The 22,451-nt window shown below is 61.1% G+C and carries 20 protein-coding genes and 1 other RNA gene; 13 read left to right on the top strand and 8 right to left on the bottom strand.

Features of this window, described 5'->3' with window-relative positions; translation table 11 throughout:
* The first annotated feature begins 195 nt into the window (after positions 1–195).
* Entirely contained in the window at positions 196–1,221 is a 1,026-nt protein-coding gene (locus N2A41_RS14365) for an ArsR/SmtB family transcription factor (RefSeq protein ID WP_018494816.1), read from the top strand.
* Position 1,222: 1 nt separating this feature from the next.
* Positions 1,223–2,128 (top strand): methylenetetrahydrofolate reductase [NAD(P)H], encoded by a 906-nt coding sequence (gene metF / locus N2A41_RS14360; protein WP_017965126.1) that lies wholly within the window; start codon positions 1,223–1,225, stop codon positions 2,126–2,128.
* Positions 2,129–2,609: 481 nt separating this feature from the next.
* On the opposite strand, the gene N2A41_RS14355 is transcribed toward metF, so the two are convergent.
* From N2A41_RS14355 to N2A41_RS14335, 5 genes are all read right to left on the bottom strand, one after another.
* The gene (locus N2A41_RS14355; protein WP_260109076.1) at positions 2,610–3,515 is read right to left on the bottom strand and encodes a DMT family transporter; all 906 of its coding nucleotides are present in this window, start codon (positions 3,513–3,515) and stop codon (positions 2,610–2,612) included.
* Positions 3,516–3,648: 133 nt separating this feature from the next.
* The gene (locus N2A41_RS14350; RefSeq protein ID WP_222279943.1) at positions 3,649–4,866 is read right to left on the bottom strand and encodes a lytic murein transglycosylase; all 1,218 of its coding nucleotides are present in this window, start codon (positions 4,864–4,866) and stop codon (positions 3,649–3,651) included.
* Between the two features lie 81 nt (positions 4,867–4,947).
* A complete protein-coding gene (locus N2A41_RS14345) occupies positions 4,948–5,745 on the bottom strand; it encodes a glycoside hydrolase family 25 protein (RefSeq protein WP_162115947.1) in 798 nt (265 codons plus the stop codon).
* Between the two features lie 127 nt (positions 5,746–5,872).
* Positions 5,873–6,547 (bottom strand): class I SAM-dependent methyltransferase, encoded by a 675-nt coding sequence (locus tag N2A41_RS14340; RefSeq protein ID WP_222279944.1) that lies wholly within the window; start codon positions 6,545–6,547, stop codon positions 5,873–5,875.
* Complete coding sequence (locus tag N2A41_RS14335; protein ID WP_222386306.1) at positions 6,544–7,788, bottom strand: DUF3419 family protein; 1,245 nt, start codon at positions 7,786–7,788, stop codon at positions 6,544–6,546. The genes N2A41_RS14340 and N2A41_RS14335 overlap by 4 nt, the downstream gene beginning before the upstream one ends.
* A gap of 239 nt (positions 7,789–8,027) precedes the next feature.
* Here N2A41_RS14335 and N2A41_RS14330 point away from each other — a divergent pair, with 239 nt between their 5' ends.
* Positions 8,028–9,458 carry a serine hydrolase domain-containing protein gene (locus tag N2A41_RS14330; protein WP_222279946.1) on the top strand — a complete coding sequence of 477 codons (1,431 nt, stop codon included), beginning with the start codon at positions 8,028–8,030 and terminating at the stop codon, positions 9,456–9,458.
* Between the two features lie 29 nt (positions 9,459–9,487).
* Here the strand turns inward: N2A41_RS14330 and N2A41_RS14325 are convergent, their stop codons facing one another.
* The 3 genes from N2A41_RS14325 to N2A41_RS14315 form a co-directional block, all read right to left on the bottom strand.
* Positions 9,488–10,411: a lytic transglycosylase domain-containing protein gene (locus N2A41_RS14325; protein WP_222279947.1), complete on the bottom strand. Its 924-nt coding sequence runs from the start codon at positions 10,409–10,411 to the stop codon at positions 9,488–9,490.
* A gap of 115 nt (positions 10,412–10,526) precedes the next feature.
* On the bottom strand, positions 10,527–11,162 hold the full coding sequence (locus tag N2A41_RS14320; RefSeq protein WP_260109075.1) for a LysE family translocator: 636 nt from the start codon (positions 11,160–11,162) through the stop codon (positions 10,527–10,529).
* Between the two features lie 57 nt (positions 11,163–11,219).
* The gene (locus tag N2A41_RS14315; RefSeq protein ID WP_222279948.1) at positions 11,220–12,431 is read right to left on the bottom strand and encodes a pyrophosphate--fructose-6-phosphate 1-phosphotransferase; all 1,212 of its coding nucleotides are present in this window, start codon (positions 12,429–12,431) and stop codon (positions 11,220–11,222) included.
* A 409-nt stretch (positions 12,432–12,840) separates the two neighbouring features.
* On the opposite strand from N2A41_RS14315, the gene N2A41_RS14310 reads away from it, so the two are divergent.
* From N2A41_RS14310 to N2A41_RS14265, 10 genes are all read left to right on the top strand, one after another.
* On the top strand, positions 12,841–13,548 hold the full coding sequence (locus N2A41_RS14310) for a J domain-containing protein (protein WP_222279949.1): 708 nt from the start codon (positions 12,841–12,843) through the stop codon (positions 13,546–13,548).
* Positions 13,545–14,306: an N-acetylmuramoyl-L-alanine amidase gene (locus N2A41_RS14305; protein ID WP_162115953.1), complete on the top strand. Its 762-nt coding sequence runs from the start codon at positions 13,545–13,547 to the stop codon at positions 14,304–14,306. Before N2A41_RS14310 ends, N2A41_RS14305 begins: the two co-directional genes overlap by 4 nt.
* A gap of 261 nt (positions 14,307–14,567) precedes the next feature.
* The gene (locus tag N2A41_RS14300) at positions 14,568–15,191 is read left to right on the top strand and encodes a lytic transglycosylase domain-containing protein (protein ID WP_222279951.1); all 624 of its coding nucleotides are present in this window, start codon (positions 14,568–14,570) and stop codon (positions 15,189–15,191) included.
* Positions 15,192–15,290: 99 nt separating this feature from the next.
* Complete coding sequence (locus N2A41_RS14295) at positions 15,291–16,532, top strand: NAD(P)/FAD-dependent oxidoreductase (RefSeq protein ID WP_222279952.1); 1,242 nt, start codon at positions 15,291–15,293, stop codon at positions 16,530–16,532.
* 11 nt (positions 16,533–16,543) lie between these two features.
* Positions 16,544–17,719 (top strand): NAD(P)/FAD-dependent oxidoreductase, encoded by a 1,176-nt coding sequence (locus N2A41_RS14290; RefSeq protein WP_222279953.1) that lies wholly within the window; start codon positions 16,544–16,546, stop codon positions 17,717–17,719.
* 156 nt (positions 17,720–17,875) lie between these two features.
* An RNA gene (gene rnpB, locus N2A41_RS14285) (RNase P RNA component class A) lies at positions 17,876–18,273 on the top strand.
* A gap of 409 nt (positions 18,274–18,682) precedes the next feature.
* Positions 18,683–19,120: a division/cell wall cluster transcriptional repressor MraZ gene (mraZ, locus tag N2A41_RS14280; protein WP_024320776.1), complete on the top strand. Its 438-nt coding sequence runs from the start codon at positions 18,683–18,685 to the stop codon at positions 19,118–19,120.
* 17 nt (positions 19,121–19,137) lie between these two features.
* Positions 19,138–20,163, top strand: a complete 1,026-nt coding sequence (gene rsmH / locus N2A41_RS14275) for a 16S rRNA (cytosine(1402)-N(4))-methyltransferase RsmH (protein ID WP_222279954.1) — start codon at positions 19,138–19,140, stop codon at positions 20,161–20,163.
* A gap of 1 nt (position 20,164) precedes the next feature.
* Positions 20,165–20,686, top strand: a complete 522-nt coding sequence (gene ftsL / locus N2A41_RS14270; protein ID WP_026154234.1) for a cell division protein FtsL — start codon at positions 20,165–20,167, stop codon at positions 20,684–20,686.
* The gene (locus N2A41_RS14265) at positions 20,686–22,446 is read left to right on the top strand and encodes a peptidoglycan D,D-transpeptidase FtsI family protein (protein WP_222279955.1); all 1,761 of its coding nucleotides are present in this window, start codon (positions 20,686–20,688) and stop codon (positions 22,444–22,446) included. The genes ftsL and N2A41_RS14265 overlap by 1 nt, the downstream gene beginning before the upstream one ends.
* The last annotated feature ends 5 nt before the right edge of the window (positions 22,447–22,451 follow it).

Here is a 22,451-nt window from a genome sequence, read left to right as displayed (position 1 = left end):
GTTTGTGAGACCCGGTTCTGAACTGGCCCCCGAAAGTTGGACATCCAACCTCGGGGTTCAGTTCATTCGCTGGGGCTTTTTCATGTCGGGCTCTGTCGCAATCTGAGCAGGCAATTTCGTGGAGAGAGCGAATTGCTGCTTGCCACTGCTTTTCAAATCACATAAAGATATCTTTATGTCTTGATTGGATTAGAGATGAGCGAACCGTTGAAGCTTGGACTGGATGCGCTGGTGGACGTCTTGAAGGCGGCCGGCGAGCCCACGCGCCTGCGTCTTCTGGCGCTTCTTGACGGCGGCGACCTGACGGTTACCGATCTTACCGAAATTCTCGGCCAGTCCCAGCCGCGCATCTCCCGCCATCTGAAGCTGCTCGGCGAAGCCGAACTGATCGAACGATATCAGGAGGGCGCTTGGGCCTATTTCCGTCTGAAGCAGGATGGCAAGGCGGCCATGCTGGTGCGGGCCCTGCTCAAGCATGTCTCCGAGAACGATCCGACCATCCTTCGCGATGGCGAGCGGCTGTCGCAAGTCAAGCGTCAGCGCGCCGAGCGGGCGCAGGCCTATTTCAGCCGCAACGCGGCCGAATGGGACGAGCTTCGCCGCCTGCATGCGGCTGATGAGGAGGTCGACGCTGCCGTCATCCGGCTGCTCGGTAACCAGCCGATCGATTCTCTGCTTGATCTCGGCACCGGCACCGGCCGCATCCTCGAGCTTCTGTCCGGCCTCTACCGCCGGGCGATCGGCGTCGATGCCAGCCGTGACATGCTGAGCGTGGCGCGCGCCAATCTCGACAAGTCCCGCATCACCAAGGCCACCGTGCGCCACGCCGATATCCTGAACCTGCCGTTCGAGGGACAGGATTTCGACTTGGTGACGATCCATCAGGTGCTGCATTTCTTCGATCAGCCGGAAATTGCGATCGCGGAAGCGGCGCGCATGCTCCGGCCGGGCGGTCGGCTCGTGGTCATCGACCTGGCGCCGCACACGCTCGAATATCTCCGCGACGAGCATGCGCATGTCCGTCTCGGCTTTTCGCACCAGGCGATGTCCGACTGGCTGCGCAAGGCCGGGCTCGACGTCGAGCAGGCCGTCGATCTTCATCCGGGTCAGCAAAGCGGGCAAGGCTTGACGGTCACCGTCTGGCTCGCGCGCGATCCGAGGCGCCTGATGGCTTCGCAGACGAGCGAGGGCGCTGAACCTACATTTGCCGGGAGGGTATGACATGGCTTTGAAAAACGAAGCACGCGGCCGCAACGACATTAGAGTCTCTTTCGAATTCTTTCCGCCCAAATCGGAGGAGATGGAAGGCCAGCTCTGGCACGCCGTCGGCCAGTTGCAGGACTGGGACCCGGATTTCGTGTCGGTGACCTATGGCGCCGGCGGCACCACCAAAGCGCCGACACTTTCCACCGTCACGCGGTTCCTGTCGCAGACGCCGCTTGCCACTGCTTCGCATCTCACTTGCGTCGGTGCGACGAAGGAAGAGACGCACCAGGTGGTCGACACCTTCCGCAAAGCCGGCGTGACGCATTTCGTGGCGCTGCGCGGCGATGCGCCAGGCGGCGCCGGCGCGCCCTACCAGCCGCATCCAGGCGGTTATGCCAATGCCGCGGAGCTGGTGGCCGGCCTCAAGGAAATTGGCGATTTCGAGATTTCGGTCTCCGCCTATCCGGAAAAACACCCGGAGAGCCGCGATACGGCGGCCGATATCGACATGCTGAAGCGCAAGGCCGACAATGGCGCCGACCGGGCACTGACGCAATTCTTCTTCGACAACGACAATTTCGAGCGCTACCTGGAACGGGTGCGCGGCGCCGGCATCTCGATCCCCGTTGTGCCCGGCATCATGCCGATCCAGAACCTGACGCAGCTGAAACGCTTCGCCGGGGCCTGCGGCACAATCATCCCCGCCTTCCTCGACGAACGCTTTGCAGGATTCGACGACAAGCCCGAGGAGCGGGCGAAGGTCGCCGCCGAGGTCGCCGCCGAACAGATCGAGGATCTCGTCCGGCGTGGCATCCATGATTTCCATCTCTATACGATGAACCGCGCGCCGCTGGTTTCCGCCGTGCTCGACAATCTCGGCCTCTCCCGCCCGGCGGCAAAAAGTGCGGGCGCAGCCGCCTGATCTTTGCGCGTCTGAAAGACGCGCGGCGCTGTAGAAGTGAAAAGCGCATGTCGGGCGGGACATGCGCTTTTTCGTTGGCGGATTGATCAGCTATTCAGGAGTTCAGGCACTATCAGTCGTCACACCTTCGCCGGCCGGCTTCAGATGAAGAGCATGGACAAGACGAAAGCAAACGCAGCACTGACCAACAGAACATTCAAGGATTGCGTGAGTCCCATGTCTGTCTCCTCGCGTTAACCGGCCGATAATATGTCTGAAATATGTCGGTTGGGAAGCAGATCTTATGCTGCGCTGCAGAACGGTTCGGTGGATAAGTCGAATGGTGCTCTTGCAAACCTTTGAAATAAATAGATAATTTTCAACAGTTTTTTGTTCACACAATTTAACATGCCGTTAAATCAGGCGATTGTGGATTTACCTATGCGTCTAAAACATGGCGGATCGGCAACCGGTTGAAAACATACGAAATTCGCAACCGGTGTCAAACAGCTTTCGCCAGCAGGCGATAGGCGCGGCCATCGAGAATGATGAGGCCGAAACCGATCAGCGCCATGCCGGCCAATTCGCCAAGTGCGAGCCTTTCGCCGAGGAAAAGCACGCCGAGAAGAATGGCGCTCGGCGGCACCAGCAGCGTGACGAGCGAGGCGTTGGTGGCGCCGGCGGTCGCCATGATCCGGAAATAGAGGATGTAGCCGAAGGCCGTCGACAGTAGCGCCAGCGCCAGGATGGCCAGGAGCGCATCCAGCGGCGGTGCGGCAAGCGCCCAGGGACGACCGGTCAGCAGCGACAGCGGCAGCGCAATCAGCGAGGAGGCGGTCAACTGGCCGGCTGCGGTGACAGGGGCAGGAACATCCTTGAAGCGTTTGCCGTAAGTGGCGGCGAAGCCATAGGAGATGGCGGCAAGCACGGGAAGAAGCAGTGCCCAGAGCTGGGCTTCACCGCCGGCCGACATGCCGGGTCCGATCAGCACGATCGTTCCGATCAGGCCAACGAGGCAGCCGGCGATCTTTGCCGGCGACAGCTTCTCGTCTGAGGTGAAGTAGTTGGCGATCAGCACGGTCCAGATCGGTGTCGTTGCATTCAGGATCGCCGCAAGACCGGCGCCGATGCGGGTCTGGCCGAAGAAGATCAGCGCGTGCGGCAGGGCATTGTTGATGAGCCCGAGGATCAGGAATTCGCGCCAGCGGGCCTTGAGGATCGCATAGAAGTCGAAACGGCCGGCGATATAGATATGCAGCGCCAGCGCCGCGAGCAGCAGCCTGAAGAAGACGAGGGTCAGCGGCGGCACATGCTGGACGGCGATGCGGGCAAAGAAGAAGGAGCCGCCCCAGATCAGGCCGAGCAGGACCAGCAGGCCCCAGGTCCAAGCATTCATCCTGCTGTCCACGTCGCTTCCTCCACCGTGAGCCGCTCGTCTTGCCGAAAGCCGGCACCGGATTTCGACTTGATCCTTTAGCGCAAGCAGCGGATCGCGCCACCCGTTTCTTGCGAAGCGGGCGGCGGTAAAAAGTCAGCGGAGATCAGAGAGCGTTGAGAAGGGCAGGCGTCGCCCAGCCATCGGCGGGCATGCCGAGGCGCTGCTGTTCCTTCTGGATCGCGACACGCGTGCCGGAGCCGAGGATGCCGTCGATCTCGCCGACATCATGGCCAAGCGACTGCAGCTTGGTCTGCAGCGCCTTCATCTGGTCGCTGGCGAGCCCCTGTTCCGGCACGCCCTTGAGATAGGGCTCGGCGCCCGAAAGGCGCGTCCCGAAATAGGCAGCCGAGGTCGTGTAGATGAACGACTTGTTCCATTCGAGATAGATCTTGAAATTGGGATAGGCGATGAAGGCCGGCCCCATGCGGCCCTGCGGCAGAACGAGGTCGCCTTCGAGGTTGCCGAATGCGGTATTGCCGTCACGCGGCTTGACACCGAGCGCGAACCACTCTCCCGCTTTCATCGTGCCGCCGAGGCCGGATTTTTCCCAGGGCAGATTATCGGGCAGAGTCACTTCCTGCAGCCAGGGCTGGCCGCGCTCGAAGCCGAGATGCTGGATGAATTTCGCCGCCGTCAGGATGGCATCCGGGCTGCTTTGCTTCAGGCGGATATGACCATCACCGTCGCCATCCATGCCATAGGCAACGATGTCGCGCGGCAGCATCTGCACCTGGCCGATCTCGCCGGCCCAGGCGCCGGTATTGGTGGCGGGGTCGAGGTCGCCGTGCTGAACCATCTCGACAAGGGCGATCAGTTGCGGGCGGAAGAGTTCCGGGCGGCGGCAGTCATGCGACAGCGTCACCAGGGCGTTGCGGGTGTTGAAATCGCCCTGGACGGCGCCGAAATCGGTTTCCATCGCCCAGAAGGCGGTGATGACGCCCGGCGGGACGCCGAACTCCTGCTCGGCGCGGGCAAAGACGTCGGCATATTGCTTCATCTTCTGGCGGCCGATGTCGAGGCGGGCCTGGCTGACGGTGCGCTGGGAGAATTCGAGGAAGGTCTGCTTGAAGACGCCCTGAGCGCGATCACGGCTCAGGACCTTGGGGTCGATCTCGGCGCCGGCGAAGGCCTCGTCGGCGGCTGCCGCACTTGCGCCGGCTGCGACCGCATCTTTCTTGACGCCATCGAGGAAGGCTGACAGATCGTCGCCGCAGGGCGCTGCCGGGGCTGCGTCTGGCGCCTGCTGGGCGGCCGCGCCGCCTGCGAGGGCGAGGGCAAACAGAAGAGCGAGTGCAGAGCGGCTTGCGAGCGAGCGGTGCATGGATGCGGTCCTTATATCAAACAGATTGCCGTCGCTTTCACAGACGAATGTGACGGAAGCAAGAAACATCGCAAGACGTTACTAAGAATTTCTATCCTTGGAAACGGCCGCGACCCAATTGTTCCAGTTCTTTGCGCTGCCGGCGAAGACATTGATATCTGTGGGACCATTGATGCCGGGAATAACGCCGGTCGAGGTATATTGCCAGAAGGCCCAGCGGCGGTCGGAGTAGGTCACCTCGGGATGTTTTGCGACTGAACGGACCCAGAAATGATAATCCTGGAAGTAGCCGGCGAGATTGTCGCGATGGAAATCCACCGAGGTATAGATGATCGGGCGCTTGCCGTAATAGGCCTCCAGCCGATCCATGAAACGCTGCATTGCGGCACGCACCGTTTCAGCGTCGGGGCGGTAGCGGCAAGTCTTCGATTCGGCGTTCCATTCGACGTCAAGCACCGGCGGCAGGCGCATGGCCTCCTTCGGCACATTGCGGATGAACCAGTCGGCCTGCTCGTCGGCGGAGGAGCAGAAATAATAGAAATGATAGGGAGCGTGCGGGATGCCGGCGGCGCGGGCCTCGCGCCAGTATTCGTCGAAGCGCGGATCGACCCTGTCCTTGCCTTCCGTCGCCTTGATGAAGGCAAAGGCCACTCCGGAATTCTTCACCGTGCCCCAGTCGATATCGCCCTGCCATTTGGAGATGTCGATGCCGTGGATCGCGTTCTCCTGCGGATGCTTCGCCCCGAAATCCTGCGGATCGGTATCCTTGAAGCGTGTCTTCGGTTTGATCGACGCCGTTTCGAGATAGTCATGACCGGAAGAGCTGCAGCCGGCCAGCAGGATGGCCAGGGGCAAAACGCAAAACAAAAACCGGCGCATGGGCGTCCTGTCGTAACTCGAATGATCTCTTTGCCCCACAGCCTGACCTTCGAAGATGACGAGCCCAGCAGAGGAATAATCCTCTTTTCACCATATCAACGTAAAAAATCGGTTAGTTTCAAGCGAATTATAAGCGCTTGCTGATAATGGCAGCCCGCCAGGCATAACCGCCGCCGACGGTATCGAACAACAATATCGCGTTGTTTTCATGGGCTTGCGCTTCCAGAACCTCACGCAGATCGGCGCGCGGGGTGACGTGGAATTTCGCAAGCCAGGACTGCAGCATGCGCCGGAACCAGCCCGGCAAACCTTCTTGCTGGCCGAAATCGACGATGTGCAGCTGGCCGCCGGGATTGAGCGCGGCGATCGATGCATCGACGGCGCGCTCCCAGTCCGGGATCATCGACAAGGCATAGGAAATGAGGATGCGGTCGAAGCCGCTGACGCCGAATTCGCGCGGTGTGAACGCCGTGGCATCGGCGATGCGGAATTCCGGGATCGTCGCCTTGGTGGCGAAGGTCCTGCGCGCCGAAATCAGCATTTCCTGTGAAATGTCGAGGCCGAACAGTTTGGCGGTCGGGAAATGCCTGTGGGCGAAGGCCATGTTGCGCCCGGTGCCGCAGCCGACTTCAAGCAGAGTGCCGCCTTCGGGCACGTCGAGATGGCGGATCGTGCTGTCGCGGCCGAGAAGGTAATATTTGCGGGTCAGGTCGTAGATATGCCGCTGGTAGCGGTACATGCCATCCATCAGGCTGGCATGTTCATTGCTCTTTCCCGCCGCCTCAGTGCCGACCTTGCTCACGCCTTCTTCCCGTAAATGTGGAAGCCGCCGTAGATTGCCGAACGATCGAGCGCGGTCAGTTCACGCGACTTCTCCTCGAAGTAATCCCACTGGTCGCGGATCACAGGCGCCAGGCGGCCTTCGATAATGCTTTTTTCTGCGGCGGTGCGGAAGATCACGCGGGCGCCTTCGCGCGCCGTGCGGGTGATTTCAATCCAGACGTCGTTCAGTTGCTCGTCGGTCATCCAGTCCTGTGCGTCGAGCAGGATGTAGCGGTCGCGCGAGGCGGCCGGCTCGCGAGCGAGAAGCTCGGTAAAGCTTGCGTGGTGGACGTTGACGCGGTCGACGTTGGCACGGATCACCTCATAGTGCTCCGACTTCAGATAGGTCGGCAGCGGGCCTTCCGCTTCGGTGCCGTAGCGGCGGCCGAAGGCCTGCCAGGCGAAATAGTTGTCGCTCATCGGGAAATGACAGGCGAGCTTTTCCAGGCGGTGCTTCAAAACCGGCGCGATCGAATGATCGGCCGCAAGGCTTGCGAGCTCGTCATATTGCTGCGGCGGAATGCCGAGGCCGAAGAGCGAGCTCTTGCGACCGGTGATCCAGCGCACGACCGGCTTTTCGAAGAGCGGCGCGATCTGCTCGTCGAAGAACTGGCGCTGCTCGCGGATCGAGCGGGTCTTGGTCATCTCGCGCAGCTTGACGCCATGCAGGCGGGCAAGAAGATGGGCCGCGCCGATGAAGCGGCCGAGCAGACCGGTTTCGTAGATGTTGCGGTCGAAGACGGTGACACGGCGGCGGCCGAATTTGCGGCCGTTCCAGTAGCTGCGGGTCGCCTCATCGAGGCGGGCGGCGAGATGCTGGTCGTAGGCGCGGCTGTTCGACTTCTCGTTCGGCATCGCCAGGAAGCGGACGAGATCGGCATGGCCGGGAAGGTGTTTGAAGGCGGCAAGCTTCAGGCGGTTCAGGGCGATGTGATGCGGGTTGAGATCGACGACGTCGATTGAGGCCGGCGCCTCGGAGAGATAGGCGAGCATGTTGCAGCCGCCAGAACCGATGGTGACGATGCGATGATTGGGCTTCAGCTCCATCGCCTGCATGTCGAGATCCGGATCCTCCCAGATCTGCGGATAGACGAGGCCGGAAAAGAGAAGGCCGAAGAGACGCTCGGAAAAGCCATCCTTCGAAAAAGCCTTGTGGCGGAGAAGGGCGTCCTTGAGTTTCCGGTTCTTGCGGAAGCCGGCATCCGGTGCAAATTCTGACATGAGTCTGTCACCTTTTTAGCGTTCAGGGCGTGTAACGCGCCTCTGCTACAGTTTGATGACGCGGGCTGTGGGGCACCGTTCTTCGGAGACTTCGACCTCCTTGGGAGAGCGATCGTTTGCTCTCGCGAAAATCGATTGCCCGCACTCCTGGGAAAGTGATCGCAATGACGAGCCTTCTTCGTTCCGGCCCCTTTCCGGCGCGTGCGATTCCTGCTTCTCTCCCGGCAGGGAGGAATGCCATGCGATTTGTCCTGCGTATCCTGAAGGCGCTCGCTCTCCTTCTCGTTCTCGTCGTCATCGCTGCTGCCGCCTGGCTCTTCATCCGGCCGCCGGAATTGCTGCGCGTCGGCGACGGTTATGCCGCCAAGATCGTCTGTTCCAACGTCTTCATTGCTGGCCGAGAGGCTGAGGATGTGCTCCATGACGATGTCCAGGCGCCCGGAAATCCGTTGCTGCGGCTGGTGCGCGTCAGCGTCGACCGCGACAACGACCGTGTGACGGCGCGCTTCATGGGGCTGTTTGCGCCGAGTTATGCGCTCTATCGCGGCGCTTTCGGCTGCACGAGCGTGCCGGACGGCAATTTCGAGGCGGCGGCGAATGCGGTGCCCTTCGATCCGCCGGCCAAGGTGCAGGCGAACGATGCATTATGGCCGGAGGGTGAGGGCACCGGCGATCGGCAGGACGGAAAGATCGCCGCGCTGCTTGCCGATACCGGAGTTGCCGGCCCGGCAATGCGGGCGATCGTGGTGGTGCGCGATGGCCGCATCGTCACTGAGGCCTATGGCCCCGGCTTCTCGGCGAAGACGCCGCTGATCGGCTGGTCGATGACGAAGACGGTGAATGCGACGATCCTCGGCCGGCTGATGCTCGGGGGCAAGATCTCCTTCGACGATGATAAGCTGCTGGCGCAGTGGAAGAACGATGCGCGCGCCAGGATCAAGGTTTCCGACCTGCTTGGCATGGAGAGCGGCCTTGCCTTCAATGAGGACTATGGCGACGTCGCCGATGTGACGCGCATGCTCTACCTCAATCCCGACATGGTATCGCTGCCGGCCAATGCGCCGATGGAGGCCGCACCCGGTCAACGCTTCCGCTATTCGAGTGGCACGGCCGTGCTGCTGTCGCGCATCTGGATGGACAGGGTCGGCAATACTCAGGCGGCCTTTTCTTATCCGCACGATGCGTTGTTTTCGCCGCTCGGCATGACGAGCGCCGTGTTCGAGCTCGATGCGCGCGGCACCTTTGCCGGAAGCTCCTATCTCTATGCGACGGCGCATGACTGGGCGCGCTTCGGGCAGTTCCTGCTCCAGGACGGCGTCTGGAATGGCCAGCGGCTGTTGCCGGAGGGTTTCGTCGGCGCCATGCGCACTCCGACGGCGGCTTCGAACGGGCGGTATACGCAAGGTCAGGCCTGGCTGGCTGGCCCCGGCGACAACTCGAGCGCTGAGGCCGGGCTGCCGGAGGATACGTTCTGGCTGACGGGACATGACGGGCAGAGCATGGCGATCGTCCCCTCCGCCAATCTGGTGGTCGTCAGACTTGGCCTGACGCCGAGCCGGCTCAACTATCAGCCGCAGGTGCTGCTGAAGGCGATCCTGGCGGCCCTGCCGCAATCGGGGGCGCCGCAGCAGCAGGCCGGATCGCAACGACAAGCTCAGCCACTGCCATAGGCAAGGGCTTCAGCCGTTATCTCCAGATTTCAATAATTTCCTTGGGCGATGTCGGTCATGCCCTTGCGCTTGGCGTCGTAATAATAGCCGCGCGCATACAGGCGGACGGCATCGTCTTCCTTATTGTCGGAGACGAGCCAGGCGCCGCGCAGATATTTCGCGGCATATTTGATGTTGGTCTCGGCATCAAAGAGGCCACCCGGGGCACCGTCATAACCCATGGACTTGGCGGTGTTGTACTTGATCTGCATGAGGCCGAAATAGCCGCGCTTGTTGTAGGCCTTCGGATTATAGCGGCTCTCGCGATGGACGATGCGGTGGAGCAGCGTCTCGGGAATTTCGTAGAGCTTCGAATATTTGGCAATGAGCTTGGTGACGAAGCTCTTCTCGACCGTCGGCGCATCGTCTTTGTCGTCATCGCTGAACATCGGTGGCGCCGTCGGCGGATCGATCGGCCCGGATTCGTCGAAACCGTAGTCCATGCTGGCGCGCGGCGTGGTGTCGACTGCGGCCAGTGCTGCAAGCGCGCTGTTCTGCGGTGTGGCGGCAAAGGCAAGCTGCGTCGTCGGCTGTGCCGGCGTTCCCGGACGCGGCGTCGGCACGACGGACTGGATCGCCGTCATCTCGGGCGTCAGCGGGATCTGCGCATAGGCTGCCGGCGGCATTGTAAGATCGCCAGGCTGAGAAGCTGTCACGGCCGGCATCGCCGTTGCGGTCAGGGAGGAGGGTGATGCCTGGGGAATGGTGGCGTCGGCCACGGCTGCACCTTCGGCTGTCGGGATCGCGGCGAGTGTTGCATCTTCGCCGGGTTTCGGCATCGGCACGACGGTCTGGACAGCGGTCAGTTCGGTCTGGGACGTGTATTCGACGCTCGCACATCCCGTCATCATGCCGCAGAGTATCGTGGAAACGACAAGACTGCGTTTCAGGCCGCATAATCCGATCGCTACCATTCCGCCACTTTCGTGAAATCGCGCCGCCCCGGCAGCGTATAAAAGTTACCAAAAACCTTAAGCCCTGGTGACCCCATTAACCTATTCGTGACATTCCGGCAACCACGGAATATTTCTAGGCTGCAATACGGCGATATCCGGCCGTTACGGCACCTGCAGCGATCAGCAGAGTGCCTCCGGTGCGGTTTACGGCGCGCTGGATGCTCGCCTTGCGAATCAATCCGCGCGCGGTATGGGCGAGAAAAGCGTAGGTGGAGGCGTTGAGGATCGCCAGTACAAGGAAGGTCGCTTCCATGATCGCCATCTGCCCGACAAAGGGCAGGGCCGGATTGAGGAACTGCGGCACGAAGGCGACGAAGAAGATGATGCTCTTCGGATTGAGGGCGGTGACGACATAGGCGTGGAAGAAGATCTTGAGCGACTTCTCCTCCGGCAGATTGTCGTTGTCGGCAACCGGTTCGCCGATGATGGGAGCCCGCCAGAGCTTGATTCCCAGCCAGATCAGGTAGGCGCCGCCGATCCACTTCAAGACGGTGAAGAGGGGCGCGGAGGCGGCCAGAACGGCGCCGAGACCGAAGAGAGAAGCCGTCATCGCCGTGAAGTCACCAAGCGCCACGCCGCTCACCGTCGCAAACGCCGTCCTGCGTCCATGACCGAGCGCATAGGAAACGACGAGCAGTATCGTCGGTCCCGGTATGGCCAGCATGATGGCGGATGCAGCCGCAAAAGCGAGCCAAGCTTCAAGTGACATGGTGTCTCCTCCTATTCCTCGGGAATAAGCAAAGACATCATATTAACCATCCGTCAATCACGCTTCTTTGTATTTCTGGCCTATATTGTCCATGACTTCGGCAAACCATCCCGTCGAAAGATCAAAAGTCTTGCCGCCCTTGATGCGCGGGAATTCTATAGTGCGCAATTTACCGTTCTGGCCTTCGTCGTGGCCGGTGACGCCGGAGATTTTATTGAGAGCGCTTTCGACGGCGAGATCGACCATGCTCTGGATCAGCCTGAGGTCGTCGCCGTTGGCAGGCGCGGAGCGAGCGAAATAGCCCGATTTCTGCACGAGGGAACGCTCGGCGTTCAAGAGATTGGCGAACTGCTTCTGGAACCAGGCGCCGACATTGATCGTGTCGATCTTCACATGGCCAAAGGCGTCGCGCTTGACGGTCTCGCCGGCGGCTTCGCGCTCGGCGACGATGGCGTCGAGGCAGGCGCCTTCCGAGACGAAGACGGTAGCGTGGCCGTTGCGGTCCATGCTCTCCTTCAGACGGGCGGCCTCAGCGTCGAGGTCGAAGGCCATCTCAGGAAGGTAGACGGCGTCGATGCTCTTCAGATGTGCGTTCATCATCAGGCCATCGACATACTGGTTGCCGCTGGTGCGCTGGAGATAGGCGCGAGCGGTGGCGGCCGTCAGCCAGCCAGAATGGCGGCCCATCACCTCGTGGATGACGAGAGTGCGCGGCGCGGCCGTCTGCTCGTTGCCGACATTGTCGAAGAAATGCGCGCCAACTTCGGCGGCCGTCCAGGCGCCGAGCGACCGGCGGATCGGTACGACGTCATTGTCGACAGTCTTCGGCAGGCCGACGACGGTCAGATCGTAGCCGTTGGCGGCGAGGTAGGCCGCAAGGTCGGCGGCCGTGGTGTTCGTGTCGTCGCCGCCGATCGTGTGGAGAATGGTGATGCCGTCATTGGCAAGGCGTTCGGCGGCGACCCGCAGCGGGTTCTCGCCTTCCTTGACCAGGCCGCGCTTGACGCAGTCGGCGGCATTGGTGAGCTTGACGCGGCTATTGCCGATCGGCGAGCCGCCGTAGCGGTGCAGCAGCGGCGCTTTTTCGCGCATCTCGCGGGTGATCTCGAGGCTGTCGCCGATGAGCACACCCTGGTAGCCCGACTTGTAAGCGACAATATCGAGATCGGGCGCGACGTCGCTGTAGCGTTCGATGAGGCCACCGACAGCGGAAGAGAGACAGGGCGCCAGGCCTCCGGCGGTCAGCATTGCGACTTTCTGCTTGGCCATGATTCCCTCCTATGGCGTTTCGGTGCGGCGGCGTTACCTAGCGCATGGATGCGGCAGGGAAAGGGGCCTGTAAAGTAAAGAATTTACGAAAAACGCGCCTTTCTGCCGCGTTGGACTGCAAAGGCGACTGGAAGTGCGATATAATCGTTTCAAGCCCGATCTGCTCGCCGAGAACTGTTGTGGAAATTTCCGTCGCGCGCACCGGAGCCCACGTGCCGGGCGATCCGGCGACTGCCGGTCAGTCGCCTGATACGAGATGAAGCGGGCGCGATGAAACGTTTGCTGCGGTGCGACAATTACCAAATCGTGAAAACTGTGTTCGGCCCTACGACCAATAGTCGCCTTGCAAAGGCTGCGATTCTTTGGTCAAGCTGTTTGCCTATAAGTTGACAAGTGTGTGAGATTTTCGATGTCCTTCTGGGAAAAACTGTTGAATGCCATTGGCAATACTGCAGGCAATGCGCTGTCTGCGGTGGTCGAGGCTATCCGCACGGTTTTCGAAGGCGATCCCGAGACCCGGCGTAAGGTGGCTTTCTCCGTGGCGATCATCGCGCTGTCGGCCAAGATGGCCAAGGCCGACGGCATCGTCAGCGAGAAGGAGGTCGAAGCCTTTCGCGAAATCTTCGAATTCCCGCAGGATCAGGCAAAGAACGTCGCCAGGCTTTATAACCTCGCGCGCCAAGACGTTGCCGGCTACGAAGCCTATGCCGAACGACTCTCCACGCTGTGCGTCACCTGTGCGGCCAATTGCACGGTGCTGGAAGACGTGCTCGACGGCCTCTTCCACATCGCCAAGGCCGACGGGCTGATCCACGAGAAGGAACTGAATTTTCTGCGCCATATCGGTGAGATCTTCCAGATGAGCGAGACCCGCTTCGAGCAGATTGCCGCCCGCCACGTCTCGTCCGGCGGCGATCCCTACAAGGTGCTCGGCGTCTCGCCTTCGGATGATTTCCCGTCCATCCGCCGCCGTTACTACGGCCTCGTCAGCGAACATCATCCCGATCGGCTGATCTCGCGTGGCGTGCCGAAGGAATTCCATGTGATCGCCAATGAGCGCATGGCGGCGCTGAACGCGGCCTATGAGGCGATCGAGAAGGAACGCCGCGCCGCATGACCTCTTTCGAGGCCGACTGCAGAAGCGCCCGCGTGCAGCCTTCGCCGAACCATGGCGAACGGGCGGATGGGCGCCGTCCCGACATGATCCTGCTGCACTATACCGGCATGCCGACGGCAGATGGTGCGCTCGACTGGCTCTGTCGCGCCGAGAGCCAGGTTTCCAGCCATTATTTCGTGCATGAGAACGGCGAGGTGGTGCAGCTCGTGCCGGAAATGCAACGTGCCTGGCATGCGGGAAAAAGCAGTTGGCACGGCGAGACCGATATCAATTCGCTGTCGATCGGCATCGAGATCGCCAATGCCGGCCATCCCGGCGGGCTCCCTGATTATCCGAAAGAGCAGATCGCCGCGGTGATCGAATTGTGTCGCGACTGTGTCAAACGTTGGTCGATCGTGCCGGAACGGGTGCTCGGGCATTCCGATGTCGCCCCGATCCGCAAGGTCGATCCGGGTGAGAAATTCCCCTGGGCCGAGCTCCACCGGGCAGGCATCGGCCACTGGGTCGAGCCGGCAACGATCACCGGTGGGCGCTTCTTCCAGCGCGGCGATACCGGCCAACCTGTGGAAGCGCTGCAATCGATGCTGTCTCTTTATGGTTACAGCACTGAAATCACGGGTGAATTCTCCGAAAAAACGGCAGGCGACGTGGAAGCTTTCCAGCGCCATTTCCGGCCCGAACGGGTGGATGGCATTGCCGATTTCTCGACGATCGACACGCTGCACCGGTTGCTGTCGGCGTTGCCGCATTATTCCTGACCGGAAGAGCCGGATATCAGGACGGTTTTTTGGCGACCGGCGAGAAAACCGCCTCGCCACATCATTTCCCTATTATCTCCGCATTACGATGGTCTAAGAACGCCGCTAAGCGGTGCCGGGGGTTGTTTTCAAGTTAAACCACGGGCGCTATATGAAACGATAAGAATTACCGCGAATCCAGATCCATCCTTGATCTGGTATTCATTATGACAGCGAGGCGCGCCGTCCGGAAATTCTTTGGGTCGGAGTGTTCAAGACTACATGAGAAAACTGATTGTTGTTGCTGCAACATGCGTTGGCATGGTGCTGGCGGGAAATAGCTTTGCCTTTGCGAATGGTTGGGGTGTGCGAGCCGATGCGCCGGTGAAGAAAGTCGAGCGTCCTTCGAAGAAGACAGAGCGTCCGTTGAAAAAAGCGGAGCGTTCGGTCAAGCCCGCGAAGCGTCCGCTCAAGACGGCGGAACGCCCGCTGAAGACGGTCGAGCGCCAGAGCGGCTATCCCGTCGCCGATGTTTCCGGCAATTTCTATTCCGCACTGATCAGCAAATATGCGAACCAATATAATGTACCGGTTGCGCTTGCGACCGCGGTCATCCGCATCGAAAGCAATTTCAATCCGAATGCGCGCGGCAGCCACGGTGAGATCGGCCTCATGCAGATAAAGCCTGCCACTGCCCGCATGATGGGCTATTCTGGCAGCGCCAAGGGCTTGTTCGACCCGGAAACCAACATCAAGTATGGCATGAAATATCTGGCTGCCGCCCATGATCTCGGTGGTGGCGAGACCTGCAACACCATCCTAAAATACAATGCCGGTCATGCCGCCACGCGCATGAACCCGGTGTCGAAGACCTATTGCGGCAAGGTCCTAGCGATGCTCGACTGAGCATAGCCAGTCGCGTCGGGACGAAATTCCCTTGCGGCATTTTTACGGATATGAATCAGCACGCTTGCCGTGATATCCCGCCTTGAAACGAGGTGGGATATGGCAGTCGATTTCAGGTTCATCATCATCGGATGCGGCATGATGGGTGCCGCCGCCGCACGGCATCTCTCCTCGATGGCCGACGGCATCGCGCTGATCGGCCCGCATGAGCCGGACCAGCGCAAGGCCCATCACGGCGTCTTCGCCAGCCACTACGACGAAGCGCGCATCACCCGCACTTTCGACGGCAATCTTGCCTGGGGAACCTTCGCCGCCCGCGCGCTCGACCGCTACGGCGAGATCGAGGCAAGGAGCGGCATTTCCTTCCATTCGGAGGTCGGTTGCCTCTTTGCCGGTCCGACCCCGACGGACGAGCAGGACTATATCAACCGGGCACTGGCCGTCAGCCGGTCGCTCGGCAGCGATATCGAGACCATCACACCGCCGGAGCTTCCCCAACGTTTTCCCTATCTTGCCTTTGACCCTGATTTCAGCGGATATTTCGAGCGTAAGCGCGCCGGCCACATCAATCCGCGGGCGCTGGTGCGGGCGCAGATCAAGCTTGCCGAACAGGGTGGTGTCTCGCTTATCGAGGCAACCGCGACATCCGTGCACGACGCCGGTTCCCATGTCGAGGTGACGGCCGGCGGCAGAAGTTACAGCGCCGAACGTGTGCTGGTCGCCGCCGGCGGTTTCGGCAATTTCCATGCCCTGCTGCCGCGTCCCGTCGATACCAGGGTTATGGCGCGCACCGTCGCTTTCTACGAAATCGGCGAGCGCGAGATGGCGATTTTCGGCGATATGCCGTCGACGATCGTGCTCGGTGACCGGGAAGAGGATCACATCTATATCCTGCCGCCGGTGCGTTATCCCGACGGCAAGACCTATCTGAAACTCGGTGGCGACACCGAGCCGCTTTGCTTCGAGAGGTTGGAGGATGCCGGCGCGTGGTTCCGTTCCGACGGCAGTGCTGCCGAGCGCGATCATCTCTCGCGTATTGCCTTGCAGCTGATGCCGGAGCTTGCCGGCTGCCGCGTGACTTCGGCGCCCTGCGTGGCCAATTTCACGCCGACCGGTTATCCCTATGCCGGATTTACGCAGTCGCCACGCGTCGCTGTGCTGACTGGGGGCAATTTCGTCGCGGCCAAGTCCTCCGACGAACTCGGGCGGCTGGGAGCGGTACTTCTGGCGGAAGGACGGCTCGGCGATCAGGATTTCGGCGGCGAACTGACGCCGGTCTTCGCAGCAATTCAAGATGATGCAGCGTCCTTTGCGGGTCTGAAAAGACAGGCGGCGTCGTAGAGACGAAAAGCATGGCAGTCGATTTCAAATATATCGTCGTCGGCCGCGGGCTCATGGGGGCAGCGGCGGCGCGGCATCTGGCGCGGCAAGTGGACGGTGTCGCAGTGATCGGTCCGGACGAGCCTGATGACCGCAAGGCGCATCAGGGCGTCTTCGCCAGCCATTACGACGAGGGGCGCATCACCCGTACCATCGATCCCGACCGCAATTGGGCGCTGCTCGCCAACCGTTCGATCGGCCGTTATGGCGAGATCGCTCGCGACAGCGGCATCGACTTCTATCGCGAGGTCGGCTGTGCCGTCGTCGCGCCGACGCAGAGCGATTATCTCGAGAGAACCCGACAGGCCGCCATCTCGCTCGGTGTCGAGACTCGCCTTCTCGATGGGGCCGGCCTGAAGGCCGCTTTTCCCTTTTTCGCCTTTCCTGATGGTGGCGCCGGCGTCTTCGAGGCGAAGGGGGCGGGCCACATCAGTCCGCGCAGCCTGGTCAAGGCGCAGTCGCTGCTCGCCGAAAAGGCAGGCGCCACCGTCATTCGTGACTATGTCGTTTCGATCCGCAGCGAGGGCGGCGTGGCTGTCGTCGAAACATCAGGCGGCCGGACCTGCCGCGGTGAAAAAGTGCTGCTGGCAGCGGGCGGATTTTCCATTGCGGAGAATCTGTTGCCGCGGCCCCTTGCCATGACGGTTTATGCCCGGACCGTGACGCTTTTCGAGGTAAGCGAGGCCGATGCTGCGCGCCTGGCCGCGATGCCGTCGCTCATTCTCCGGGCGCCCGGCATCGAAATCTACCTGCTGCCGCCGATCCGGTATCCCGACGGCAAATTCTACTTGAAGATCGGCGGCGATCCTGACGATATGGCACTCAGCGACAACGCCGATATGCGCGCCTGGTTCAAGACCGAGGGCCGCGATACGGTGCGCGCGCATCTCAAACGCATCGTTGAAGGTCTCGTGCCCGATATCGTGCCGCTCTCGATTTCGACGGCGGCCTGCGTCGTGTCGCATACGGAAAGCGGCTACCCGATGATTGGCTACACCTCATCGCCAGAAATCGCGGTGCTCACGGGCTGTGCCGGAACGTCGGCCAAGAGCTCGGACGAAATCGGCCGGCTTGGGGCCGAGCTGCTTTTGTCAGGCGGAATCGGCGTACAGGGCTATTCCACGGATTTCACACCGCAATTTCGCTAGAGCATTTCCGTTTTTCTCCGAACCACGGGGGTGCTCTCTTTTTTGTTGTTCCGCAATTCCGAACGCAAAACCGATGCGCAGTGTTGCTGGAATTGCTCTGAGCGATATCGTTTATTTCGATAGCAATTGCGATCCCTCTCGTTTATGGGAGCCGTGCCAGTTGGCTGGGCAGCCGCGCTTTACCAATGCCGAAAGGCGGTAGGGTGAGGAAAGTCCGGGCTCCACGGAAACACGGTGCCGGATAACGTCCGGCGAGGGCGACCTCAGGGAAAGTGCCACAGAAAGCAAACCGCCTGTCATGACAGGTAAGGGTGAAAGGGTGGGGTAAGAGCCCACCGCATCTCCGGCAACGGAAATGGCACGGTAAACCCCACCGGGAGCAAGACCGAATAGGGATGACGTGGCAGGCCGAAAGGCCTTCCGGCCGGTTTCCAGGCCAGTCATCCGGGTGGGTTGCGTGAGGCAGCGTGCGAACGCTGTCCCAGAGGAATGGCTGCCACGTTCCGGTTCACGCCGGAGCCATACAGAACCCGGCTTACAGGCCAACTGGCGATTACCATCTTAACGGCGCGGCAGCCGGATTTCCGCGTAAGTCGCTGAAACCGACTGTTTCAAGCGAATGTTTATGCATCCATAGGATGGATTTTGCTTGTGGCTTTACCAATGCGTGTCATTTGTAGGGTAAGCTGCTAACCCTTTGTTAAACTTAACGGCTTATAAATTTTTGATCATGCGTCCGTTGCAAAATGGGCGTATCCCATTGACGCCCATATGGTCCCATGCTATCCCAAATGCGCACTGCACCAGGGCAATCATCTGCCCATTCATCGCAAAGCAAAGGCGTCTTCCTCTCCGGAAGCGTCGGAAGGGTTTTTGCTCATCCGGCTTGCGAAGCTGTGCCTGATATCGGGAGTTTCGGGCGTTTTTTGGTCCGGATCCCTGCGGGAACGGATGTTTCGTGTGATGAGCCGCTTCCTTTCGAACGCGACCAACAGGATCGACGCCAAGGGCAGGGTTTCCGTGCCTTCGGCTTTCCGTTCCGTGCTGGCGCAGCGCAACGTCCAGGAGCTCTACTGCTTTCAGGACTTTGTGTTTCCGGCGATCAGCGTCGGCGGTCCGGATCTTCTCGAAAGATTCGAACGGCAGATTGCTGCGGAGGATCCGTTTTCGCCGGATGCGAACGAGATGTCGCTTCTCATTCATGGAGGCGGGGTCTTCATGAAGCTCGACGCCGAGGGGCGGCTGATGGTCACGGATTTCATTCGGGGCTTCACTGGCATCTCGGACGAAGTGACCTTCGTCGGTCGGGCGGATCATTTTCAGCTCTGGCAGCCGCAGGCTTTTGTGGCTGCACAGGCGCAAGCACGAGGGGAGCGCAAGCTGGCGGGCAAGCGTTCCTGAAAGAACGAGGGAACGGAATGGTGGCGAATCCTGGCGGAGGTTCAACTGATGCCGGTGGCGGACCGGTTCGCCACATTCCGGTTCTTCTCGTCGAAGTCCTTGCGGCGCTGGCGCCCGCGCCCCGCAAACTCATCCTCGACGGCACATTTGGTGCGGGCGGCTATAGCTCGGCCATCCTGGCGACCGGCGCCGACGTGATCGCGCTCGACCGCGATCCGACGGCAATTGCGGCGGGCCAAGCGATGGTCGCTGCCCATGGCGGTCGGCTCAGGCTCGTTCATTCGCAATTCTCGCATCTTGGCGATTACGCGCCGCCGCGCGGGCTCGACGGCGTCGTGCTCGATATCGGCGTCTCTTCCATGCAGATCGACGAGGCCGAGCGCGGCTTCTCCTTCCAGAAAAACGGTCCGCTCGACATGCGGATGTCGGCCGAAGGCGTTTCGGCCGCCGATGTCGTCAACCGTGCCAAGGTCGCCGATCTCATCCGCATCTTCCATTTTCTCGGTGAGGAAAGCCAGGCGCCGCGCATCGCCCATGCGATCGAGAAGCGCCGCGCCGAAAAGCCGTTCGAAACGACACGCGATCTCGCCGGTCTCGTCGAGCTCGTCACGCCGCGCAAGATGAAGGACAAGATCCATCCGGCAACGCGCGTCTTCCAGGCATTGCGCATCTTCGTCAATGACGAGCTCGGCGAGTTGGCGCAGGCGCTGTTTGCGGCGGAGGCGGCACTGAAACCCGGCGGGCGGCTCGTCGTCGTCACCTTTCATTCGCTCGAAGACCGCATCGTCAAGAAATTCTTCTCCGACCGCGCCGGCAAGGCGTCGGGTTCGCGGCACCTGCCGGTCGCACATGAGCGGGCCGCAACCTTTGCGGTCATCGGCAAGCCGATGGTTTCGGCAAGCGAGGCGGAGGCGGAGATCAATCCGCGTGCCCGCTCCGCCAAGCTTCGCGCTGGCCTGAGGACCGACGCTGCCGCCGAAGCCGCGGATATGTCGCTCTTCGGGTTTCCCAATCTTGCCAGCCTCGGAAAGCTTGGTGGTTGATATGCTGAAAACGTTTGATCTCGTGCTCATCGGCGTCATGACGGCCACTGCCGCCGTAACCTACACGATCAAGCACCGCGCCGAATTGAAGCTCGAGGAGGTTCACCGCCTCGAAGCCGAGATCAAGCTCGAGAAGGACACGATCGACCTTCTCAAGGCCGACTGGGCGCTGCAATCGCAGCCGAACCGGCTGGAGCGACTGGTCAGAGCCTATAATGACGAATTGAAGCTGCAGCCGACGGAATCGACGGCGCTGGTGCATGCCAAGGAATTGCCGATGCTGAAATCCGAGGTTCCCGTGCCTGATGTGACGGAGGCCAAGGTCAGCGCCAAAAGCGCGACCGAGGCCAGCGCCAAGACCGAGGCCAGCGCCAAAGGCGCGACCGTGGCCAGTGCCAAGGGCGCGCCAGACACCGCCAAGGGCGCGCAAGCCATCGCCAAGGCACAACCCATTCCAACGCCTTCGCCGCGCGGTGAGGCAGAGGATGCAGATCAGATCGAAACCGGATCGGTGGAGGAATAATGTCGTTTCTTTCCCGCATCATGGTTTTGAAGAGCCAGGCGCATTTCTCCGCCGGCGTCTATAACCGCTTCGGTGGTCCTTCCCCCGCCGGCTTGGCGATCGAGGGATCGCGCAAGAAGAAATCAGGGCAGGCAAAAAGCCGCGTCGGCCTGCTGATCCTTGGCTTCATGGGTGTCTACGCGGTCATCGGCGGCCGTCTCGTCGAATATGCAATGAAGGACCAGGAGGTCGTCTCCAGCATCCTGCCGCCCGACCGGCTGATGGCCTCGCGCCCCGACATTCTCGACCGCAACGGCGAGGTGCTGGCGACGGACATCCGTACCGTCTCGCTGTTTGCCGAACCGAACAAGATCGTCGACGCCGACGAGGCGGTCGAGAAGCTCGCGACGGTGCTGCCCGAGCTCGACGTCAAGGACACCTACAAGAAACTCTCGGTCAAGACCTCGCATTTCGCCTGGCTGCGCCGGCAGCTGACGCCGAAGCAGCAGAGCCAGATCCTGGCGCTCGGCATTCCCGGGATCGGCTTCCGGCCGGAGAAGCGCCGCTTCTATCCGGGCGGCTCGACCGCCGCGCATATCCTCGGTTACGTCAACATCGACAACCGCGGTGTCGCCGGCATGGAGAAATTTATCGACGACCAGGGGCTTGCGGATCTCGCCTCCGTCGGCATGACCAGCGACCAGCCGCTCGAGCCGGTGCGGCTATCGATCGACCTGCGCGTGCAGAACATCGTGCGGGACGCGGTCGTCAACGCCGTCAACAACTTTCAGTCCAAGGGCGCGGGTGCTGCGGTCATCGACGTGCATACGGGAGAAGTGCTGGCGATGGCATCGGCGCCGGATTTCGATCCGAACGATCCGCAGGAAGGCGCCAAGGAGGGTTGGCTCAACCGGATGACCAACGGCACTTTCGAAATGGGTTCGACCTTCAAGACCTTTTCGCTGGCCATGGCGCTCGACAGCGGCAAGGTGAAGATGACCGATAGTTTCGATGCCAGCAAATCGATCTATATCGGCGGTTTCACCATCCACGATTTTCACGGGCAGCGCCGCTGGCTGACTGTTCCCGAGATTTTCCAATATTCGTCGAATATCGGCACGGCGCGCGTCATCGACATCGTCGGCATCGATGCGCAGAAGGACTATCTGACCAAGTTCGGCCTCTTGACGAAGATGCAGACCGAGCTGCCCGAAGTGAAGATGCCGAGCCAGCCGCGCGTTTGGAAGAAGATCAATTCGATCACGATTTCCTTCGGCCATGGCGTCTCGACGACGGCGCTGCAGACAGGGGTGGCGGCTGCCGCTCTCGTCAACGGCGGCAAGCTGATCGAGCCGACATTCCTGCCGCGCACGCGCGAGCAGGCCGATCAGATCGCCACGCAGGTGATCAAGAAGTCGACCAGCGACGAGATTCGCTATCTCCTTGACTTCAACGGCTACAAGGGATCCGGGCGCGTCGCCCGCGTGCCGGGCTTTTCCGTCGGCAGCAAGACCGGCACGGCTGACAAGGTGGTGAACGGGCGTTATTCGGCGACCCTGAATTTCAATTCCTTCATCGCCGCATTCCCGATCAACGATCCCAAATATGCGGTGATCACCTTCTGCGACGAGCCGAAGACCGGTGAGAAGGCCTATGGCGGAACGATCTCGGCCGGTACTGCCGGTCCGATCGCCCGCGAGATCATCAGCCGCGCGGCCCCCATTCTCGGCATCGAGCCGAAATTCGGGGAGGGCGGATCGGCCTTGCTGGTGTCTTATTGAGTGTG

Source organism: Rhizobium sp. SRDI969 (genome assembly GCF_025152725.1).
Lineage (GTDB): Bacteria > Pseudomonadota > Alphaproteobacteria > Rhizobiales > Rhizobiaceae > Rhizobium > Rhizobium leguminosarum_I.
The sequence above is the reverse complement of the archived record's forward strand: the minus strand, read 5'-3'. Positions and strand labels throughout refer to the sequence as shown.